This is a genomic window from Segeticoccus rhizosphaerae, assembly GCF_009192725.1.
Lineage (GTDB): Bacteria > Actinomycetota > Actinomycetes > Actinomycetales > Dermatophilaceae > Segeticoccus > Segeticoccus rhizosphaerae.
In genome coordinates this window covers 1-18,795 of the sequence record NZ_VOHR01000044.1, presented here as the reverse complement: position 1 = coordinate 18,795, position 18,795 = coordinate 1, and the positions used below count along the sequence as shown (strand labels likewise).

The window sequence follows — 18,795 nt, the reverse complement described above, 5'->3', positions numbered from 1 at the left end:
CTGCCCGACCAGATCGCCCGGCTGCGCCGGGGCGCGGTGACCGTCGGTTTCGTGACCGGCCCCGGCGAGCTGGACGGCATACGCGCCCTGCGCGGCTGCGGCACGACGGCCCTCGCGATGGAGCTCGTGCCCCGCATCTCGCGCGCCCAGTCGATGGACGCCCTCACCTCCCAGGCCTTGGTGGCCGGTTACCGCTGTGCGCTCGAGGCCGCGATGCGCCTGCCCCGCTTCTTCCCGCTGTTCATGACTGCGGCGGGCACGGTGCGCCCCGCCAAGGTGCTGGTACTCGGCGCCGGGGTCGCCGGGTTGCAGGCGATCGCCACCGCCAAGCGTCTCGGCGCGGTGGTCGAGGCGTATGACGTGCGCCCCTCCTCCGCCGACGAGGTCAAGTCGATGGGCGCCACCTTCCTCGACCTCGGCCTGGACGCGATCGAGGGCACCGGAGGCTACGCACGGGAGCAGAGCGAGGATCGGGCCGCCCGCCAGCAGGAGGCGCTCACCCCCTACATCAGCAAGGCCGACGCGCTCATCACCACCGCCGCGGTCCCCGGGCGCCCGGCTCCACGGCTGGTCACCCGCGCCATGCTGGCCGGTATGCCGGCCGGTGCCGTCGTCGTCGACCTGGCCGCCGAGAGCGGGGGCAACGTCGAGGGCGCGCGGCCGGGCGAGACCCTCGACGTCGACGGGGTGACCCTGCACGGCATGGCCGACCCGGCCTCCGCGATGCCGGTCGACGCCTCCCGTCTCTACGCGAAGAACGTCACCAACCTGCTGGCCCTCGGGCTCAGCGCGGAGGGCTGGTCGCTCGACCTGGCCGACGAGGTCCTCGACGGCGTGTGCATCGTGCACGAGGGCACGGTGCGGCACGCGCCGACGGCGGCGCTGCTCGAGGAGGAGGGCTGATGGAGGGAATCACGCTGCTCACGCTCTTCGTGCTCGCGGTGTTCGTCGGGTTCGAGGTGGTGTCCAAGGTGTCGACCACCCTGCACACGCCGCTGATGAGCGGCGCCAACGCGATCCACGGAGTGATCCTCGTCGGCGCGATCATCGCCACCGGGCAGGCCTCGTCGACCGCCGCGCTGGTCCTCGGCGTGGTCGCGACCGTCCTCGCCACGGTCAACATGGTGGGCGGGTTCGTGGTCACCGACCGGATGCTCGAGATGTTCAAGGGCCGCGGCGCCCGGGGCGGCGCCAACGGCCGGAAGGCGTCCTGATGGCGTGGCTCTCCGCCCCGTGGACGGCTCTGTTCTACCTCGTCGCGGCCGTCTGCTTCATCATCGCGCTGAAGGGCCTTTCCGCGCCGAACACCGCACGCCGGGGCAACCTGATCGGTGCGGCCGGCGCGGTGCTCGCCGTGCTCGTGACCTTCTTCTCCTTCGACCTCGACCACCTCGGCTGGATCGTCGGCGCGATCGTGGTCGGCTCCGCGCTCGGCGTGCCGACCGCGAGGCGGGTCGCGATGACCCAGATGCCCCAGCTGGTCGCTCTGTTCAACGGCGTCGGCGGTGCCGCTGCTGCCCTCGTCGCGGGCCTCGAGCTGACCGGCACGGTCCCGTTGCTCGAGCGCGGCAAGGTCGTCGGCACCATCCCCAAGCTCGCCGCACACAGCGGATCGGGAGGGTGGTTCGCCTACGGGTCGGTCCCGCACGGCATACCGGCCACTGCCGACACCTACATCGCGGCAGGCGCTGGCGCCTTCACCGTGCTCGTGGGGGCGATCTCCTTCTCGGGCTCCATGGTGACGTTCGCCAAGCTGCAGGAGCTGATGACGACCCGTCCGGTGACCTTCCCGGGCGGGCAGTATCTCTTCGGCGGTGGCCTGCTGGCCGGGGTCGCCCTCGGCGTGGCCGTGGTGGTCGATGCCCGGGACTCGATCGTCTCCCCGTGGTTGCTGGCCGCGCTCGCGCTGGTCGCGCTGGTCGTCGGCGTGCTGTTCGTGCTGCCGGTCGGGGGTGCGGACGTGCCGATCGTGATCTCCCTGCTCAACGCCTTCACCGGCCTGACCGTGGCCGCCAGCGGCTACGTCCTCGACAACACCCTGTTGCTGGTCGCCGGCACGTTGGTCGGGGCGAGCGGCACCATCCTCACCCGCCTGATGGCCGCAGCCATGGGCCGCTCCCTGACCTCGACCCTGTTCGGCGCCTTCCGGCAGTCATCCTCGGCCGGCGCGGTGGGCAGCGGCGAGGACCGGCCGGTGCGCTCCGGGTCGGCGCAGGACGTCGCGATCATGCTCGGCTACGCCCGCAAGGTCATCATCGTGCCCGGCTACGGTCTGGCCGTCGCGCAGGCCCAGCACACCATCCGTGAGCTGGCCGAGCTGCTCGAGGCACGCGGCATCGAGGTGCTCTACGGCATCCACCCCGTCGCCGGCCGGATGCCCGGGCACATGAACGTGCTGCTGGCCGAGGCCAACGTGCCCTACGAGGTGCTGCGCGAGATGGACCAGGTCAACCCCGAGTTCGCGAGCACGGACGTCGCGCTCGTCGTGGGCGCCAACGACGTGGTCAACCCGGCGGCCAAGTCCACCCCCGGGGCGCCGATCTACGGGATGCCGATCCTCGAGGTCGGCGACGCCCAGCAGGTCGTCTTCCTCAAGCGCTCGATGCGGCCCGGCTTCGCGGGCATCGAGAACGAGCTGCTCTACGACCCCAAGACCATGCTGCTGTTCGGCGACGCCAAGGACTCACTGACCAAGGTGGTGGCGGGCATCAAGGCGCTCTGATCGGTGCTCCGGCGGTCGCCGCAGCGCCGCCCGGAGCAGGTCCCGGGAGTGCTCCGGGCGGTGTGATCCTCGCACGAGTTCCATCGGGACGGGGTTTTGCCCTTGCGACCGGCGGGTATGAGGGCCACCATCGAACAGATCGCCGGATTGCGATGACCACCCGAGCCGACAGGGACTCGGGCGCGTCACCGTGGACCTGACCGGGTCGACGAAGGAGACGCCATGGCGGGCACGCTCGAGCGCGACACCCTGACCACCCTCGAGACAGAGATCCGCCGCGGCGGACGCCGCCACTCACCCGGGCAGACCGTCATTGCCTGGGCCACCACGACCGACCACAAGGTCATCGGCAACCTCTACTTCATCACCTCCTTCGCGTTCTTCCTGTTCGGCGGCGTCCTGGCGATGCTGATCCGGGCCGAGCTGTGGGAGCCGGGTCTTCAGATCGTCAGCAACCCGGAGGAGTACAACCAGTTCTTCACGATGCACGGCACGATCATGCTGCTGCTGTTCGCGACGCCGCTGTTCGCGGCCTTCGGCAATGCGCTCATGCCGATCCAGATCGGGGCCCCGGACGTCGCCTTTCCCAAGCTCAACGCCTTCGCCTACTGGCTCTACCTGTTCGGCGGTCTGATCGCCGCCGGCGGCTTCCTGACCCCGGGTGGGGCCGCGTCCTTCGGCTGGTTCGCCTACTCCCCGCTCTCGGACATCGTCTACAGCCCCAACCTCGGCGGCAACCTGTGGGTGTTCGGTCTGGCGCTCGCCGGGTTCGGGACGATCCTCGGTGCGGTCAACTTCATCACCACGATCATCTGCATGCGCGCGCCCGGCATGACCATGTTCCGGATGCCGATGTTCTGCTGGACCGTGCTCGTGACCTCGATCCTCGTGCTCATGGTCTTCCCGGTGCTGGCCGCGGCGCTCTTCGGGCTGGGCGCCGACCGGGTCGTGGGCGCGCACATCTTCGACCCCGCCAACGCCGGAGCCATCCTGTGGCAACACATGTTCTGGTTCTTCGGCCACCCCGAGGTCTACATCATCGCGCTGCCCTTCTTCGGCATCATCAGCGAGATCATCCCTGTGTTCTCGCGAAAACCCCTCTTCGGCTACAAGGGCATGGCCTTCGCCACGATCGCCATCGCCGCCCTGTCGATGAGCGTGTGGGCGCACCACATGTTCGCGACGGGACAGGTGCTGCTGCCCTTCTTCTCCGCGATGTCGTTCATGATCGCGGTGCCGACCGGGGTGAAGTTCTTCAACTGGATCGGCACCATGTGGCGCGGGTCGCTGACCTTCGAGACCCCGATGTTGTGGTGCATCGGCTTCCTCACCACGTTCCTGTTCGGCGGCCTGACCGGCGTCATCCTGGCCAGCCCGGCGCTGGACTTCCACGTCACCGACAGCTACTTCGTGGTCGCCCACTTCCACTACGTGGTCTTCGGCACCGTGGTCTTCGCGATGTTCGCCGGGTTCTACTTCTGGTGGCCCAAGCTGACCGGCCGGATGCTCGACGAGCGGCTGGGCAAGATCCACTTCTGGATGCTCTTCTTCGGCTTCCACATCACCTTCTTGATCCAGCACTGGCTGGGTGTGATCGGCATGCCCCGCCGCTACGCGGACTACATGCCCGAAGACGGCTTCACCTGGGCCAACCAGATCTCCTCGGGCGGCGCCTTCCTGCTCGGCGCTTCGACCCTGCCGTTCCTCTACAACGTCTGGAAGACCTACACGAGTGCACCACTGGTCGAGACCGACGACCCGTGGGGCTACGGCGGCTCCCTGGAGTGGGCCACGTCGTGCCCGCCACCGCGGCACAACTTCAACTCCATCCCGCGGATCCGTTCCGACCGTCCGGCCTTCGACCTGCACCACCCCATGGTCGAGACGCTCTCTTCACCTGAACCCGACAAGGACGTCATGGAGCAACTGGCCGGAGGTCCCGACGGGCATCCGCCCGGCGAGCCCGTCGATCCGACCGGCGACCGCACCAGCTCACCGGGCGACCGCTCCGACGAGTGACGCCGCAGCGCCGGGCGACGGCCCGGCGCCGTCAGCCGGGCAGGTCCACCCACTCCGTCGCGGTGGGGCGCAGGCTGACCTCACCCGACGTCAGCGCCGCCACGATCGAACGCAGGTTCTCGACCCCGGTGACGGGCACGGCAGCCATGACCACCACCGGGTCGGCGTAGCTGACGCCGCGCACCACCACGTCACGCGAACGCAGGTCGTGCTCTAGGCGTCCCGCCCCCGCGGGAGTGGTCAGCAGCTCCACGAGCTGCATCCGCTGGCGGCGCACCACGCCCTCCTCCTCCAGCCCCATCCGGACGGCCTCGGAGTAGGCCCGCACCAGGCCACCGGCGCCGAGCAGCGTGCCGCCGAAGTAGCGTGTCACCACCGCCACCACGTCGCTCAGCCCGTGACCCCGAAGCACCTCCAGCATCGGAGCCCCCGCCGTCCCACCGGGCTCGCCGTCGTCGTGCGAGCGCATGGTGGCGCCGTCCGGGCCGAGCACGAAGGCGGAGCAGTGGTGCCCGGCGTCCCAGTGCTCCTTGCGAGCGCGATCAACGACCTCCCGGGCGCCCGGCTCGTCAGTGACGCGACGCAGCCGGGCGAGGAAGCGGGAGCGTTTCACCTCGATCTCGGCGTCGCCCGGCCGGGCGATGGTCAGGTAGCTCGACGGCTCCGCTGGCTGACCCTCCACCCCGCCAGCCTAGGACGGCCTCCTCACCCTGCACCGGACCACAGCACCAGCGCTCCTAGGCTGGGGCCATGATCGCCCCCGCGAACCGTCTGCTGCGCCTGACCCGCGCGGTCGCCTTCGCCTCGGTGGCGGTCGTCCTGTCACTGGTAGCCCGGCCCCTGCAGCGGTGCCTGACGATCGCCGCCCTCGCCCTCGCCGCTCTCGCGCTGACCTGGGGCGCGGGTGCCTCGCCGGCCGCGGCGCACGACGTGCTGATCAAGACCACACCCGCCGACGGTGCCTCGGTGCCCCGGCTGCCCGACAAGGTCACGCTCACCTTCGACGACCCCGCGCTCGCGCTCGGCACCGAGCTGCGGGTCACCGGCCCCTCCGGCCAGGTCCAGGAGGGCAAGCCGGTGCTGGTGGACAACACGGTGAGCCAGGCCGTCCGCCCCGGCTCGCCCGCCGGGTCCTACACCGTCGTCTGGCGGGTCACCTCCGAGGACGGCCACCCGGTCTCGGGCACGTTCAGGTTCACCGCCGCGAAGGGCAACGGCGGCACCGCACCTTCGGCGAAGGCCAACCCGTCGGCTGCCTCGCCCGCGAACAGCTCGTCCTCGAGCGCGGCGAACAGCCCTGCCGCGAGCAGTCCCGCGACCTCCTCGGCTGGGAGCACACAGCAGCAGAGCGAGTCCGGGAGCTCGATGCCGTGGATCGCGGGAGTGGTGGCCATCGTCATCGTGCTCGGTGGCGTGGGCTTGTGGTTGAGGTGGCGTCGGAGGGCCTGAGCGGACGGCATACGCTGGGAAGGCGCGTGATCCGCGCCACATCTCCATACCGCACCCAAGGAGTCACCACCGTGGCCCAGTCCCCGTCGCCCACCGCAGCCGACCTCGTCACCGAGCCGGGAGCCACCCCTTCCCGGACCCGATGGAACGCACCGGGTCCCTTCGGGCCGTCTGAGGGTCACGAACAGGTCGCCTACTGCCACGACCGGGCCACGGGCCTGCGGGCCATCATCGCGATCCACAGCACCGCCCTCGGGCCGGCGCTCGGAGGCACGCGGTTCTTCCCCTACGAGACCGAGGACGACGCGCTGCAGGACGTGCTGCGCCTCTCCCGCGGGATGACCTACAAGAACGCGCTGGCTGGTCTCGACCTCGGCGGTGGCAAGGCCGTCATCATCGGCGATCCCTCCCTCGACAAGAGCGAGGCGCTGCTGCGGGCCTACGGCCGGTTCGTGGAGAGCCTCGGTGGCCGCTACGTCACCGCGTGCGACGTGGGCACCTACGTCGCCGACATCGACGTCGTGGGGCGGGAGACCAGCCACGCGGTTGGTCGCAGCGAGGCGAACGGCGGCTGCGGCGACTCGTCGGTGTTGACGGCGTATGGCGTGTTCCAGGCCATGCGCGCCAGCGCCGAGCACGTCTGGGGCGAGCCGACGCTGTCCGGCCGCACAGTGGGCATCGCAGGGGTCGGCAAGGTGGGACACCTGCTCGCCGAGCACCTGCTGGAGGACGGTGCCCAGCTGGTGGTGACCGACGTCAACACCGCTGCGGTGGAGGCGCTGCAGGTGCGGCACCCCGACATCGAGCAGGTGGAGGACGCCACCGCGCTGGTCAAGTCCGACCTGGACGTCTACGCGCCCTGCGCGATGGGTGGCGCGATCGACGACGCCACCGTGGAGACGCTGAGCGCGCGCATCGTCTGCGGGTCGGCGAACAACCAGCTGGTCGACGAGGGCGAGGACGGCACCGCGGCCCGGTTGCTCGCCCGCGGCATCGTCTACGCGCCGGACTTCCTCGCCAACTCCGGAGGCGTGATCCAGGTCTGCGACGAGTTGCACGGTTTCAACTTCGAGCGGTGCAAGGCTCGGGTCAGCGGCCTGTTCGAGGCGACTGCGTCCGTGCTGCGCCGGGCGGACGAGCACGGCATCTCGCCCGCGACCGCAGCCGCCCACCTCGCCGAGGAGCGGATCGAGGCGGTCGGCAACACCCGCCGCATCTACCTCCCTCGGCGCCGCTGACGCCTTACCCGGTGGCGCGTCAGCGGCGGGCGACGAGGGCGACGTCGATGGCGTCACCGTCCGGTGTGGTCCGGATGACCTCGCCGAGGCGCTCGATCGTGAGATCGCCCGCGGCTGTGCGCAGCTCCGCCTCGTCGTGCAGCAGGGCAGGGTTCGAGGGACCGCCCACGCCGTCGACGAGGTTGCGCTTGGCATGTCCCACGACCACGAGGCGGCCGCCGGGCGAGAGCAGGCTGCGCGCCTGTGCGAAGACGTCGTCGGCCAGGTGCAGGTAGGCGACCAGCACGAGGTCGTAGGTGGTGCCGGGGGCGGGCCGCCAGCTGCGCACGTCGGCGACGACCCACTCCACGTCGAGGCCGGCGCGCAGTGCGCCCGTCCTGCCCTTGTCGAGTCCCACGGCGGAGAAGTCGACCGCGGTCACCGACCAGCCGCGCCCCGCGAGCCAGACCGCGTGCCGGCCCTCGCCGGCCCCCAGATCGAGCGCTGTGCCGGGCGCCAGCGGAGCGCAGATCTCCTCGACCGTCACGTTCGGGGTCGCGGACCAGACCCGCTCGTGCTCGGCATACCTGCGGTCCCACTCCTGCGCCGGGTGGCCAGCCGTCACGAGCGCGGTCCCTCGACGACGAGCGGCGCCGCGTGCCCTGAGCTCGCGGCGTCGCGCAGGATGCGGGTCACTTGGGCAGCGGCGGGGCCTGCAGGACCTCCATCAGCGGCCAGATGCCGATGAGGAAGGCAGCGAGGACGATGCCGAAGAGGACGTAGAGGGCTGCCCTGACCCCGTCGGGGAGCCGCTGGCGTCGAACCGTGCCGTACGACTCGCCTCCCACCACCTCCAGGGGGGCGGCGTCGTCGGAGGCGTCGAGGGTCGACCGTTCGCTGCGCTGCATGGCGCCCATTGTGACACGGGCCACCTGACCTGCCCACGGCTCTCGGGTCACGCCTTCGTCACGACCCGGCGTCCGCTCGAGTGGCGCCGGAGGAGAAACCGGCTCACACTTCGAGGGACAACTCGTGTAGCGTGGGTACCACGATTACACAAGATTCCCGGGGCCGTCCCGTGAACCGCAACGAGTGCGAGCTCGAGGTGGGGAGCGAGAGGCCGCCCCGGCAGAGCCATGAGGGGGTCACGCCATGGGGCGCGGCCGGGCCAAAGCCAAGCAGACCAAGGTTGCCCGGGAGCTGAAGTACTTCTCTCCCGACACCGACCTGACGGCACTTGAGCGAGAGCTCCACGGATCATCGTCTCCCCGCGAGCGGGAGTCTGCTCCCGACTCACGCGAGGACGACTACGACGACTACGACAAGTGGGCGTCGGGAGACCGCTGAGTCACTCCACCTTCCGCGACGCGCGCACCTGACGTCGGGCGGCACGGTCGAGCACGCCGTGCTCGAGGTCAGGGATGCGTGCCGACCAGTTGGACGGCGCCGCCGTCCACTCCCTTGGCACCATGCGTCACCTCGACGCCGTCATCCGGGGTCGACGGCGCGCCGTCGCTCACCTCGCCGAGCACCCACGCCGGCAGACGGAGCCCTGCGGCGACCTCGATCGCCCGGTCCGCCTGGTCCGCGGGCAGCACGGCCACGAAGCCGACCCCCATGTTGAGCGTGCGCTCGAGGTCCGCCCGGGGCACCCGTCCGACCTCGCGCACGAGGTCGAAGACCGCCGGGGGTGTCCAGGTCGAGCGGTCCAGCCTCGCAAAGGTCCCCTGAGGCAGCACCCGGGCCAGGTTGGCCGCGAGCCCGCCGCCGGTGACGTGACTCAGGCCGTGGACGTCCAGGCCGTCGGTGCCGATCATGGCCAGCAGGTCGCGCGCATAGACCCGAGTCGGTTCGAGCAGCTCCTCGCCCAGCGTGCGGCCCAGCTCGGGCACCTCGCGGTCCAGCGCCCAGCCGGCGGTGTCGAAGACGCGACGTACCAGGGAGTAGCCGTTGGAGTGCAGGCCGGAGGAGGCCAGCCCCAGCACGAGGTCTCCCGGCACCACTCGCTGCGGACCGAGCACATCGGCATACTCGACCACCCCGGTGGCGGCGCCCGCGCAGTCGTACTCACCCGGCTCGAGCAGTCCCGGGTGCTCGGCCGTCTCGCCGCCCACGAGGGCGACCCCGGCCCGTTCGCAGGCCGCCGCGATGCCGCCGACGATCGCCGCGATCCGCTCGGGCACGACCTTGCCGGTGGCGATGTAGTCGGTCATGAACAGCGGCTCGGCGCCGCAGACCACGATGTCGTCGACGACCATGCCGACCAGGTCGAACCCGATCGTGTCGTGCACGTCCATCGCCTGGGCGATCGCCACCTTGGTGCCGACCCCGTCCGTGCTCGTGGCCAGGATCGGCCGGGTCATCGAAGCGATCGCGGACGCGTCGAACATCCCCGCGAAGCCCCCCAGACCGCCCACCACCTCGGGCCGCTGGGCACGCCCGACCGCGGCCTTCATCAGCTCGACCGCCTTGTCCCCCGCCTCCACGTCGACACCGGCGTCGGCATAGGTGATCGGCTGGGCTGGGGTATCGCTCACGACTCTCCTGGTGGTGAGGGGATGCTGCGGGCCTGTTCGGGGATGCTGCGGAGTATGACGTGCTGGTCGCGGCCGGCTCCAACCCACGGAGGGAGGCCGGGTCGCAGGATCAGTGGTGCACGGGCGTGCCGGGCACCGGGGGCCGATCGGTGGGCTCGGGGAGCTCGAGCTCGAGCACCGCGGCTCCGACTCGGTCGTCGTCGGGGACACCGATGGGGTAGACGCCGCTGAAGCAGGCCGTGCACAGCTGGTCGCGGGGCTGCTCGGTCGCCGCGACCATACCTTCCTCGCTGATGTAGCCGAGCGTGTCGGCACCGATGCTGGCGCGCACCCCCTCGACCCCGACGCCGTTGGCCAGCAACTCGGCGCGCGTGGGGAAGTCGATGCCGTAGAAGCACGGCCAGCGCACCGGAGGCGCGCTGATGCGCACATGCACCTCGGCGGCGCCGGCCTCGCGCAGCATCCGGACCACGGCCCGCTGGGTGTTGCCCCGGACGATGGTGTCGTCGATCACGACGAGCCGCTTCCCGCGGATCACCTCCGAGAGCGGGTTGAGCTTGAGCCTGATGCCCAGCTGCCGGATCGTCTGGGTCGGCTCGATGAAGGTGCGCCCGACGTAGGAGTTCTTGACCAGTCCGTGCCCGTAGGGAATCCCCGAGGCCTCGGCGTAGCCGATCGCCGCCGGTGTGCCGGACTCGGGCGTGGGGATGACCAGGTCGGCGTCGACCGGGTGCTCCCGGGCCAGCCGGCGCCCCATCTCGACCCTGGCCTCGTAGAGGGTGCGCCCGCTGATGGTCGTGTCGGGGCGAGCGAGGTAGACGTATTCGAAGACGCAGCCCTTGCGGACCGGCTCGGCGAACCTCTGGCTGCGCAGACCGTCCTCGTCGATGGCGATCAGCTCACCCGGCTCGATCTCGCGCACCACGCTGGCGCCGACGATGTCGAGGGCCGCGGTCTCGCTGGCCACGACCCATCCCCGCTCGAGGCGGCCGAGGACCAGGGGACGGATGCCCTGCGGGTCGCGGGCGGCATACAGCGTGTGCTCGTCCATGAACACGAAGCAGAACGCACCCCGCACGCGGGCCAGCACGTCGGCGGCGACCGACTCCAGGCTGCGGTCGGGTTCGCTGGTGAGCAGTGCGGTGACCAGGGCCGTGTCGGTCGTGTTGCCGCGCCGCAGCTCACCGCCCAGGCCGCCGAGCTCCTCGCCGTGCCGCTCCTGGAGCAGCTCGCGCAGCTCGGGCGTGTTGATCAGGTTGCCGTTGTGGGCGAGTGCGACCGTGCCGCCGTCGTCGGTGCCGCCGAGGGTCGGCTGGGCGTTCTCCCAGGTGCTGGCCCCGGTCGTGGAGTAGCGGCAGTGACCCACTGCCATGTGCCCGCGCAGGGAGTTGAGGCTGCCCTCGTCGAAGACCTGGGAGACCAGGCCCATGTCCTTGTAGACCGTGATCCGGCGACCGTCGCTGGTCGCGATGCCGGCCGCCTCCTGGCCACGGTGCTGCAGGGCGTAGAGGCCGAAGTAGGTGAGCTTGGAGACCTCTTCGCCGGGTGCCCAGACGCCGAAGACGCCACAGGCGTCCTGGGGGCCCTTTTCGCCGGGGAGGAGATCATGGGAGAGCATTCCGTCGCCACGTGCCACGGTGCCCAGTCTCGCACAGCTTCGGGGCGCGACCCCACTCCGCGCGGCCTGGCTGCGAGAGTGTGCGCTCGCCGCGCCGCCTACCTCAGCGAGCGCTTGTCCACCACCACGAGGACGATGCCCGCCACCAACAGTCCGAGCGCCGCGAAGATCACTCCGAAGAGCCCGACCAGCGTCATCGTGCTGTAGCCCGGGTTGGCCGGGCCGATCAACGCGATCGCCACCCCGACGAGCAGGCCGAGAAGGGCCCCCGTCGCCAGGAAGGGGACGATGTTGGGCGCCCGGCGGATCTTGCGCGGCTTGGTGTCCATCCTCCCCACGGTAAGCGATGACTGGGCCCTTGCAGCACGGGCCGTCCGCCTGCACCGTGCACGGGTGCCATCAGCGTAGGGTGACACGCAAGACGGGCAGCCGACGGTTGTCCAACGACGAACGCGGCCGTCTGCGCCGTGACGAAAGGGGCTCCACAGATGTGGAAATGGATACTCCTGATCGTGTTCCTGATCGTGATCGCGTTCCTGGTCTGGTACCTCTTGCGCAAGCCGAACGAGGGCACGGGAGCATCGACGCAGGGGCAGCCGGGGGCGGGAGCGGCCGGCTCCGCAGCGGGTGGCTACGGCATCCCGGGACAGGGCGAGGCGCCCCGGGCCGGGCAGCCCGGGGCCTACGACCAGCAGGGTGACTACGGCCAGCAGCCCCTTCCCCCCGGTCAGCCCTACGACCAGCAGACCGACTACCAGCAGGCCGGGTATGCCGACCCGGGCCAGGGCGGGTACCAGCAGCAGGGCTACGCCGACCCCGGCCAGGGCGGCTACGAGCAGGGCTACGCCGACCCCGGCCAGGGCGGCTACGAGCAGGGCTACGCCGACCCCGGCCAGCAGACCGAGTACCAGCAGGCCGGCTACGCCGAGGAGGGCCGGCAGGCCGGCTACGCCGACCCGAGCCAGCAGGACTACTCCGAAGGTGTCCAGCCTTCCGATGCCGCGACCGTGCACGACACGACCTGGCAGCAGGCGCCGGCCGGCCAGACCGGCTACGGCGACTCGTCACCCCACGCTCCGGCGGCTGGTGGCGTCGACGAGGCCTACTCCGAGCCGAGTGACTCCACCTCCAGGGCCGTGGACGGCAGTTTCGAGGAGGTCGAGCCGGCCGCCCCAGCTGGTGGCCCGGCCGACGAGGAGGTGCCCGGCGCCGGCGCGGTGAGCGGTGCCACGGCCGCTGCGGCCACCCGCACTCAGGGTGCCGAGGAGACTGCACCGACCACGGCACCGGCGGCCGAGCCGCTTGCCGAGCAGACGGCATACCGCGAAGAGACGCAGCAGGTGCCCGAGACACAGGTGACCCCTGAGCAGGCGGGCGCGCCGTCGACGGCAGCTGGGCAGCTGCCCTTCGGGGAGCCGGCCGAGGGCCCCTACGGTCCCGGTTCGGCGCACCCGGCGGAGGACGGCTCCGGGCCGGCCGGTTGGGCGGTCAAGGGCAACACCGGGTCGATGCTGTTCCACACCGACGAGTCGCCCTCCTACCAGGACACCCGTGCCGAGGTCTGGTTCGAGAACGAAGAGGCCGCCAAGGCGGCGGGATTCAAGCACTGGGACCGCAAGAGGCGCTGACCCCAGCAGCACTGAAGCGCTCCGAGGGCGCCCCGCACGTCGCGGGGCGCCCTCGTCCTCTCCGGGCTCGTGTGCCGCGCCTCACCCGCGCGTGAGGCTCACCGCGGCCCGTTCGATCTGCTCCTCCGACACCAGGACGTGGCGCGCCGCCTCCCCGAGCGGGATGAAGCTGTCCTCCGCCGCGACCCGAGCCAGCCGACCGACATACCCGTGGTCGACCAGGGCTGTGACAACGCCTTCGGAGACCCCGCCGGAGCGCCGCGTCTCGTCGACGACGAGGACCCGACCGGTCACCTCCGCCTCGCGCAGCAGGTCGGCCGTGGGAAGGGGGGCGAGCCAGCGCAGGTCGAGCACCCGGGGCCGGATGCCCCGCGCCTCGAGTCGCGGCACCACTCGCTGGGTGAGGTGGAGTCCGTTGCCGAAGGAGACGATGGTCAGGTCGGTGCCGTCCCCGTGGGTGCGACCGGCCCCGATCGGCACGTGGGCGGCGGACCAGCCGTCGGGTCCCACGTAGCGGCCCAGCCACAGGCCGTCGCCCTCGGCGAGCAGGTCCTTGGTGTGGTAGCGCGCGATCGGCTCGAGGAAGACGCTGACCACTCCCTCGGCGGCTGCCGCGACGCAGGTCCGCAGCATCGCCGCGGCGTCCTCGGGCCTCGACGGGGAGGCGACCACGATCCCCGGAATGTCCCGGAGCGAGGCGACGGCGTTGTCGTTGTGGAAGTGGCCGCCGAACCCCCGCTGGTAGGCGTACCCGGCCAGCCGCAGCACCATGCCGCCCCGGTACTGGCCCGAGGAGAAGAACGCCAAGGTGGCCGCCTCGCCGCGCAGCTGGTCGATGGCGTTGTGCAAGTAGGCGAGGTACTGGATCTCCGGGATCGGCAGGAGGCCGGACAGGCTTGCCCCGAGGGCGAGTCCGAGGATCGACTGCTCGTCCAGGACGGTGTCGAACACCCGCGCCCGGCGAGCTCGCGCCACCAGGCCACGAGTCACGCCGTAGACGCCGCCCTTGGTCGCCACGTCCTCGCCGAAGACCAACACCTCGGGGTGGGCGGCGAGCGCCTCCAGCAGGGTGCGGTTGATCGACTGCGCCAGCGTCAACGGCTCACCGTGCTCGGGCAGCGCCCCGCCGAAGACCGCTCGCCTGGCGTCGTCGTCGACCGGTCGGGTGACGCGTCGCGCGATGGTCTCGGGGTCCGGCAGCGCAAGGGGCGCCATGACCTGCTCGGCCGTCTCCAGGCGGGGTCGGCGCGCCACCTCGCGGGCGACCTCGCGCACCTCGCGCCGCTTGGCCTCGTAGCGCTCCCGGATCTCGTCCGGCGTGAGGATGGCCCGGTCGACGAGGGCGCGGGCCGTGCCCAGCAGCGGGTCGCGACGCCAGTCGGCGGCGATCTCGCCGGGACTGCGGTAGGCGGCCTCGACGTCCGAACCGGCGTGGCCCATCAGGCGGACCGTGGACAGGTGGAGGAAGACCGGGCGACGCCGGCTCCGGGCGATGTCGACGGCACGGGTCGCTGCCGCGAGCGCGGCGACCGGGTCGCTGCCGTCGGCGGCGAGGTACTCCAGTCCCGGGCGGAGGCCGTAGGCCTGTCGGATCCAGCCGCGGGGCGTGCGCACGCTGATGCCGAGTCCGTTGTCCTCACAGACGAACAGCAGCGGAAGGGGCAGCTCCTGGTAGCGGCAGTGGATGGCGGTGTTGATCGCGCCGACGGCCGTGGAGTGGTTGGCCGAGGCGTCACCGAAGCTGCACACCGCGACCGCGTCGGTCGGCCAGGGCGAGTCCACGCCGAGCTTCTTGGCTCGCGCGATCGACAGGGCGAGCCCCATCGCGCGAGGCAGGTGGGAGGCGACCGTGGAGGTCTGCGGGATGACCGCGAGGGCGTGGTTGCCGAAGACCTTGTGCCGGCCCCCGGCGATCGGCTCCTCGCGGGCCGCCACCACTCCCAGCAGCATGTCGCGCAACGGCGTCTGCCCCGGCACCTGCGACGCGCGCTCGAGGTAGAACGCGCCGGAGCGGTAGTGCAGCAGGGCCGGGTCCGTGGGCTGCAGGGCCGCGGCGACCGCGGCGTTGCCCTCGTGGCCGGCCGACCCGATCGTGTAGAAGCCTGCCCCTTGCGCCTGCAGGTCGCGGGCCGCGAGATCGACGTGCCGGCTGCCGAGCTGGGAGTCGAAGAGCCGCAGGAGGCGCTCGGTGTCGGGGTCGACGAGCCCGACCGGCCCGCTCGGGGAGCGTAGGGCGGCAAGTCCCTCGAGGAAGGCCTGGTCGACGGGTTCGGTCACGGACGTTCCTTGCGCAACCGCGGCAGGACCTCGGTGGCGACCTGCTCCAGGACTGCGGGGTCGCCGGCATACGGGCCCTCCGGCCTCGGCCAGTGACACACGACGTCGGTGAAGCCGAGCTCGGCGGCGCGCAGCGCCGCCTCCTCGAAGCCCGCCACACTGGAGAGGGCGAAGACACCGCTCGCGTCGATGGAGAGGTAACGGTCGAGCTCGTCGCGTGGGCGGCCCGCCTCGTCGAGGGTCTGGTCCATGCGCAGACCGGCCTCGCGCACGGCGGCCCACCACTGCTCGGGCTCCGCCCCAGGGCGCCCAGTGGTGACCCATCCGCTGCCGAAGCGTGCCGCGAGCCGCATCGAGCGCGGACCGTTTGCCGCCACGACGAAGGGGATTCGCGGTTGCTGGACCGGTCCGGGAAGCGTGCGGGCGTCGATCGCGCCGAAGTAGGTGCCCTGGTAGTCGACGTGATCACTCGTCAGCAGCCGGTCCAGCAGGGTGACGAACTCCTCGAAGCGGTCGGCTCGCTGCCGCCGGGTCAGCACGGCCCCGCCGAGGATGCGGGAGTCGAGGTCGCCGCCGGTGCCGAGTCCCGCGGTCAGCCGTCCCTGCGAGATGTCGTCCAGGGCGAGCAGATCACGACTGAACGTCACCGGGTGCCGGTAGTTCGGGGAGGAGACGTAGGTGCCGAGCCGGATCCGTTCCGTCACCATCGCTGCCGCCGTCATGGTGGAAACGGTGCCGAACCAGGGCGAGTCCGGCAGCCCCGACCAGGTCAGGTGGTCGTAGGTCCAGGCGTGGTCGAACCCCAGCCCCTCCGCGCGACGCCACAACGGGGCAGCATCGCACCAGCGGTGCTCGGGAAGGATGACGATGCCGAAGCGCATAGCGAGACCCTATGACGGTCCGCGGGCCTCAGGTCGGCGAGCCGCCCATTCACGGGAAAGGTGTGGGTCCACCGAGAACACCGTGCTCACGCCGTCGCGCCGTCGCAGCTCGCCGTCGCCACTCACTCCACTTCGAAGAGGGGCAGGTGGGCGTCGAGGACGGCGCGTTGCCCGCTGTGCCGCAGGGCCCCCGACGCCTCGGCCTCGCTCCAGGTGGTCCGGCCGGTCACCAGAGCCAGCCAGGTGTGCGCGTCCGTCTCGACGACGTTGGGCGGCGTGCCTCGCGTGTGCCTCGGCCCCTCGATGCACTGCACCGCACCGAAGGGCGGCACGCGCACCTCGACGCTGCGCCCCGGAGCCCGTGCGCCCAGCTCCTCGAGGCTGAAGCGGACGGCTGTCGCGACGTCGGCGCGGGGCGCCTCCTCGGCAGCGGAACGCCATACCTGCAAGGCTTTTTCGCCGTCCGCGATCGGGACGCGGCGACGCGGGGGCATCAGAGCCCGTCGCGCACGATCGGGCAGGACATGCACCGCGGACCGCCCCGGCCACGGCCGAGCTCGTTGCCGGGCACCTCGATGACCTCGACGGCGTGCTCGCGCAGGTAGGTGTTGGTCGCGACGTTGCGCTCGTAGGCGATGACCACGTTGGGCTCCACTGCGAGCACGTTGCAGCCGTCGTCCCACTGTTCGCGGGCGGCGGCGTGGGCGTCCTGCTCCGCCGTGAGCACGTTGATCGACCCCAGGCCCAACGCCGCGGCGATGGCGCGGTGCATGTCCTCCGGCGGGTGATCGGTGATCTTGAGCTCCTTCTCGGTGGCACCGCTCTCGATCGTGAACGACGGCAGCATCCCGAGCCCGGCGTACTGCGTGAAGGTGTCCTCGTTGACCATCGTCATCACGGTGTCCAGGTGCATCAGCGCACGCGCCTTGGGCATGTCCAGCGCGACGATCGAGCGCACCGACCCGTCGACCAGGAGGCTGCGCGCGAGCCGCTCGACACCCTGCGGGGTGGTGCGCTCGCTGATGCCGACGAGCACGGCCCCGCCTCCGAGGACGAGCATGTCGCCGCCCTCCGTGGTGGCCGGTCCACCCAGGCGTCCCTGCTGCCAGATGCGGAAGTCGGCGTCGGCGAAGAGCGGGTGCCAGCGGTAGATCGCCTCGTAGTGCACGGTCTCGCGCATCCGCGCCTTCTTGTGCATCGAGTTGACGCTGACGCCGCCATAGATCCAGGCCGAGGTGTCACGGGTGAACAGGTGGTTGGGCAGCGGTGCGAGGACCATGTCGTCCGGCTCGAGCGCGTGGATCACGAGCGACTTCGGCTCCTCGATGCGCTCGAGCAGCTCGCGCTTGGTGATGCCACCGATGAGGAAGGTCGTGAGGGTCGCCTCGTCCATGCCGTCGAAGAGGTTGCGCAACGCGTCGATGGCCATCGGCCCGTAGAATCGCTCGTCGAGCGACTGGTCGAGGATGTGCTTGCGGGCCTCGGGGATCGCGAGCGTCTGCTCCAGCAGCTCGGCGAACAGGTGCACGGACACGTCCCGACCGCGCAGCGCAGCGACGAACGCATCGTGCTCCTGCTGCGCCTGGGTCACCCACAGGACGTCGTCATACAGGTAGGCGTCCTTGTTCGATGGCGTGAGCCGCTGCATCTCCAGTCCCGGCCGGTGCACGATGACCTGCCGCAGGCGCCCGACCTCGGAGCCGACGTGAAACCTCATGAAGTCTCCTTCTCGCATGGTGAGACCCCATCCTCGCACCCCCGTGCGGTCGTCGGGGACCACTGCGCCGGACCCGCCGCCTCGACCGCGCACTACCTTGGGTGCCATGAAGGCGACCACGATCCACGCTCCGTATGACGTCCGGCTCAGTGACGTCCCCGACCCGCAGATCGCTGCGCCCACCGATGCGCTGGTGCGCGTCATCGCCGCGTGTGTCTGCGGGTCGGACCTGTGGCGCTATCGCGGGATCAACGAGATCACCGAGGGATCCCGGATCGGGCACGAGTTCGTCGGCGTCGTCGAGGAGTGTGGCGACGGCGTGACCTCCGTGCGTCCCGGCGACTTCGTCATCGCGCCCTTCACCTACTCCGACGGGACCTGCCCGAACTGTGCGGCGGATGTGCAGTCGGCCTGCGTGCACGGTGGCAACTACGGACTTCCGGACGAGCAGGGGCATCTCGTCGACGGCTGCCAGGGGGAGTACGTCCGGGTGCCGCTCGCGGACGGCACTCTCGTGGCGACGGCGGACGTGCCGGACGACGACCTCGTGCCCTCGCTGCTGGCCCTGTCCGACGTGATGGGCACGGGCTGGCACGCGGCCCTGCGCGCTGGGGTGCGACCGGGCCAGACCGTCGTCGTGGTCGGTGACGGCGCGGTCGGGCTCTGCGGGGTGCTCGCCGCCTCCCGCCTGGGTGCGGAGCGGGTCGTGGCCCTGTCCCGGCACCAGCCG

Annotated in this window: 19 protein-coding genes; 9 read left to right on the top strand and 10 right to left on the bottom strand. The window is 71.2% G+C overall.

What is annotated here, in order from left to right:
• The 4 genes from FRW57_RS05945 to ctaD all read left to right on the top strand — a co-directional run.
• Nucleotides 1–903: Rossmann-fold NAD(P)-binding domain-containing protein (locus FRW57_RS05945; RefSeq protein ID WP_152185540.1), on the top strand; the 903-nt coding region annotated here is incomplete at its 5' end.
• Nucleotides 903–1,214 carry an NAD(P) transhydrogenase subunit alpha part 2 gene (locus tag FRW57_RS05940; protein WP_152185539.1) on the top strand — a complete coding sequence of 104 codons (312 nt, stop codon included), beginning with the start codon at nt 903–905 and terminating at the stop codon, nt 1,212–1,214. The genes FRW57_RS05945 and FRW57_RS05940, both read left to right, overlap by 1 nt.
• A complete protein-coding gene (locus tag FRW57_RS05935) occupies nt 1,214–2,722 on the top strand; it encodes an NAD(P)(+) transhydrogenase (Re/Si-specific) subunit beta (RefSeq protein WP_137122115.1) in 1,509 nt (502 codons plus the stop codon). The genes FRW57_RS05940 and FRW57_RS05935 overlap by 1 nt, the downstream gene beginning before the upstream one ends.
• A gap of 222 nt (nt 2,723–2,944) precedes the next feature.
• On the top strand, nt 2,945–4,741 hold the full coding sequence (gene ctaD / locus FRW57_RS05930) for an aa3-type cytochrome oxidase subunit I (protein WP_152185538.1): 1,797 nt from the start codon (nt 2,945–2,947) through the stop codon (nt 4,739–4,741).
• A 31-nt stretch (nt 4,742–4,772) separates the two neighbouring features.
• On the opposite strand, the gene FRW57_RS05925 is transcribed toward ctaD, so the two are convergent.
• Nucleotides 4,773–5,423, bottom strand: coding sequence for an IMPACT family protein (locus FRW57_RS05925; protein ID WP_152185537.1), 651 nt, complete (start codon nt 5,421–5,423; stop codon nt 4,773–4,775).
• A 68-nt stretch (nt 5,424–5,491) separates the two neighbouring features.
• Here FRW57_RS05925 and FRW57_RS05920 point away from each other — a divergent pair, with 68 nt between their 5' ends.
• Both FRW57_RS05920 and FRW57_RS05915 read left to right on the top strand, forming a co-directional pair.
• Nucleotides 5,492–6,190: a copper resistance CopC family protein gene (locus FRW57_RS05920; RefSeq protein ID WP_137122118.1), complete on the top strand. Its 699-nt coding sequence runs from the start codon at nt 5,492–5,494 to the stop codon at nt 6,188–6,190.
• A 71-nt stretch (nt 6,191–6,261) separates the two neighbouring features.
• Nucleotides 6,262–7,428, top strand: coding sequence for a Glu/Leu/Phe/Val dehydrogenase dimerization domain-containing protein (locus FRW57_RS05915; RefSeq protein ID WP_137122119.1), 1,167 nt, complete (start codon nt 6,262–6,264; stop codon nt 7,426–7,428).
• Between the two features lie 19 nt (nt 7,429–7,447).
• On the opposite strand, the gene FRW57_RS05910 is transcribed toward FRW57_RS05915, so the two are convergent.
• Nucleotides 7,448–8,032 carry a class I SAM-dependent methyltransferase gene (locus FRW57_RS05910; RefSeq protein ID WP_137122120.1) on the bottom strand — a complete coding sequence of 195 codons (585 nt, stop codon included), beginning with the start codon at nt 8,030–8,032 and terminating at the stop codon, nt 7,448–7,450.
• Nucleotides 8,033–8,099: 67 nt separating this feature from the next.
• Nucleotides 8,100–8,315 carry a hypothetical protein gene (locus tag FRW57_RS05905; protein ID WP_137122121.1) on the bottom strand — a complete coding sequence of 72 codons (216 nt, stop codon included), beginning with the start codon at nt 8,313–8,315 and terminating at the stop codon, nt 8,100–8,102.
• Between the two features lie 244 nt (nt 8,316–8,559).
• Between FRW57_RS05905 and FRW57_RS05900 the strand changes: the two genes are divergently transcribed.
• The gene (locus FRW57_RS05900) at nt 8,560–8,754 is read left to right on the top strand and encodes a DUF3073 domain-containing protein (RefSeq protein WP_137122122.1); all 195 of its coding nucleotides are present in this window, start codon (nt 8,560–8,562) and stop codon (nt 8,752–8,754) included.
• Nucleotides 8,755–8,822: 68 nt separating this feature from the next.
• Here the strand turns inward: FRW57_RS05900 and purM are convergent, their stop codons facing one another.
• From purM to FRW57_RS05885, 3 genes are all read right to left on the bottom strand, one after another.
• Nucleotides 8,823–9,944 carry a phosphoribosylformylglycinamidine cyclo-ligase gene (gene purM / locus FRW57_RS05895; protein WP_137122123.1) on the bottom strand — a complete coding sequence of 374 codons (1,122 nt, stop codon included), beginning with the start codon at nt 9,942–9,944 and terminating at the stop codon, nt 8,823–8,825.
• A gap of 109 nt (nt 9,945–10,053) precedes the next feature.
• Complete coding sequence (gene purF, locus FRW57_RS05890; protein ID WP_137122124.1) at nt 10,054–11,580, bottom strand: amidophosphoribosyltransferase; 1,527 nt, start codon at nt 11,578–11,580, stop codon at nt 10,054–10,056.
• Nucleotides 11,581–11,660: 80 nt separating this feature from the next.
• On the bottom strand, nt 11,661–11,891 hold the full coding sequence (locus FRW57_RS05885; RefSeq protein ID WP_137122125.1) for a hypothetical protein: 231 nt from the start codon (nt 11,889–11,891) through the stop codon (nt 11,661–11,663).
• A 183-nt stretch (nt 11,892–12,074) separates the two neighbouring features.
• Here FRW57_RS05885 and FRW57_RS05880 point away from each other — a divergent pair, with 183 nt between their 5' ends.
• Nucleotides 12,075–13,190: a sunset domain-containing protein gene (locus FRW57_RS05880; protein WP_137122126.1), complete on the top strand. Its 1,116-nt coding sequence runs from the start codon at nt 12,075–12,077 to the stop codon at nt 13,188–13,190.
• 81 nt (nt 13,191–13,271) lie between these two features.
• Here the strand turns inward: FRW57_RS05880 and FRW57_RS05875 are convergent, their stop codons facing one another.
• From FRW57_RS05875 to FRW57_RS05860, 4 genes are all read right to left on the bottom strand, one after another.
• Nucleotides 13,272–15,467, bottom strand: coding sequence for a thiamine pyrophosphate-dependent enzyme (locus FRW57_RS05875; RefSeq protein WP_137122127.1), 2,196 nt, complete (start codon nt 15,465–15,467; stop codon nt 13,272–13,274).
• Nucleotides 15,464–16,348 carry an LLM class flavin-dependent oxidoreductase gene (locus FRW57_RS05870; RefSeq protein WP_152185536.1) on the bottom strand — a complete coding sequence of 295 codons (885 nt, stop codon included), beginning with the start codon at nt 16,346–16,348 and terminating at the stop codon, nt 15,464–15,466. The genes FRW57_RS05875 and FRW57_RS05870 overlap by 4 nt, the downstream gene beginning before the upstream one ends.
• Before the next feature lie 122 nt (nt 16,349–16,470).
• Nucleotides 16,471–16,842 carry a sterol carrier family protein gene (locus tag FRW57_RS05865; protein WP_137122129.1) on the bottom strand — a complete coding sequence of 124 codons (372 nt, stop codon included), beginning with the start codon at nt 16,840–16,842 and terminating at the stop codon, nt 16,471–16,473.
• Entirely contained in the window at nt 16,842–18,065 is a 1,224-nt protein-coding gene (locus tag FRW57_RS05860) for an arginine deiminase (RefSeq protein WP_152185535.1), read from the bottom strand. Before FRW57_RS05860 ends, FRW57_RS05865 begins: the two co-directional genes overlap by 1 nt.
• Nucleotides 18,066–18,171: 106 nt before the next feature.
• On the opposite strand from FRW57_RS05860, the gene FRW57_RS05855 reads away from it, so the two are divergent.
• A partial coding sequence (locus FRW57_RS05855) for an alcohol dehydrogenase catalytic domain-containing protein (RefSeq protein WP_152185534.1) occupies nt 18,172–18,795 on the top strand: 624 nt, incomplete at its 3' end.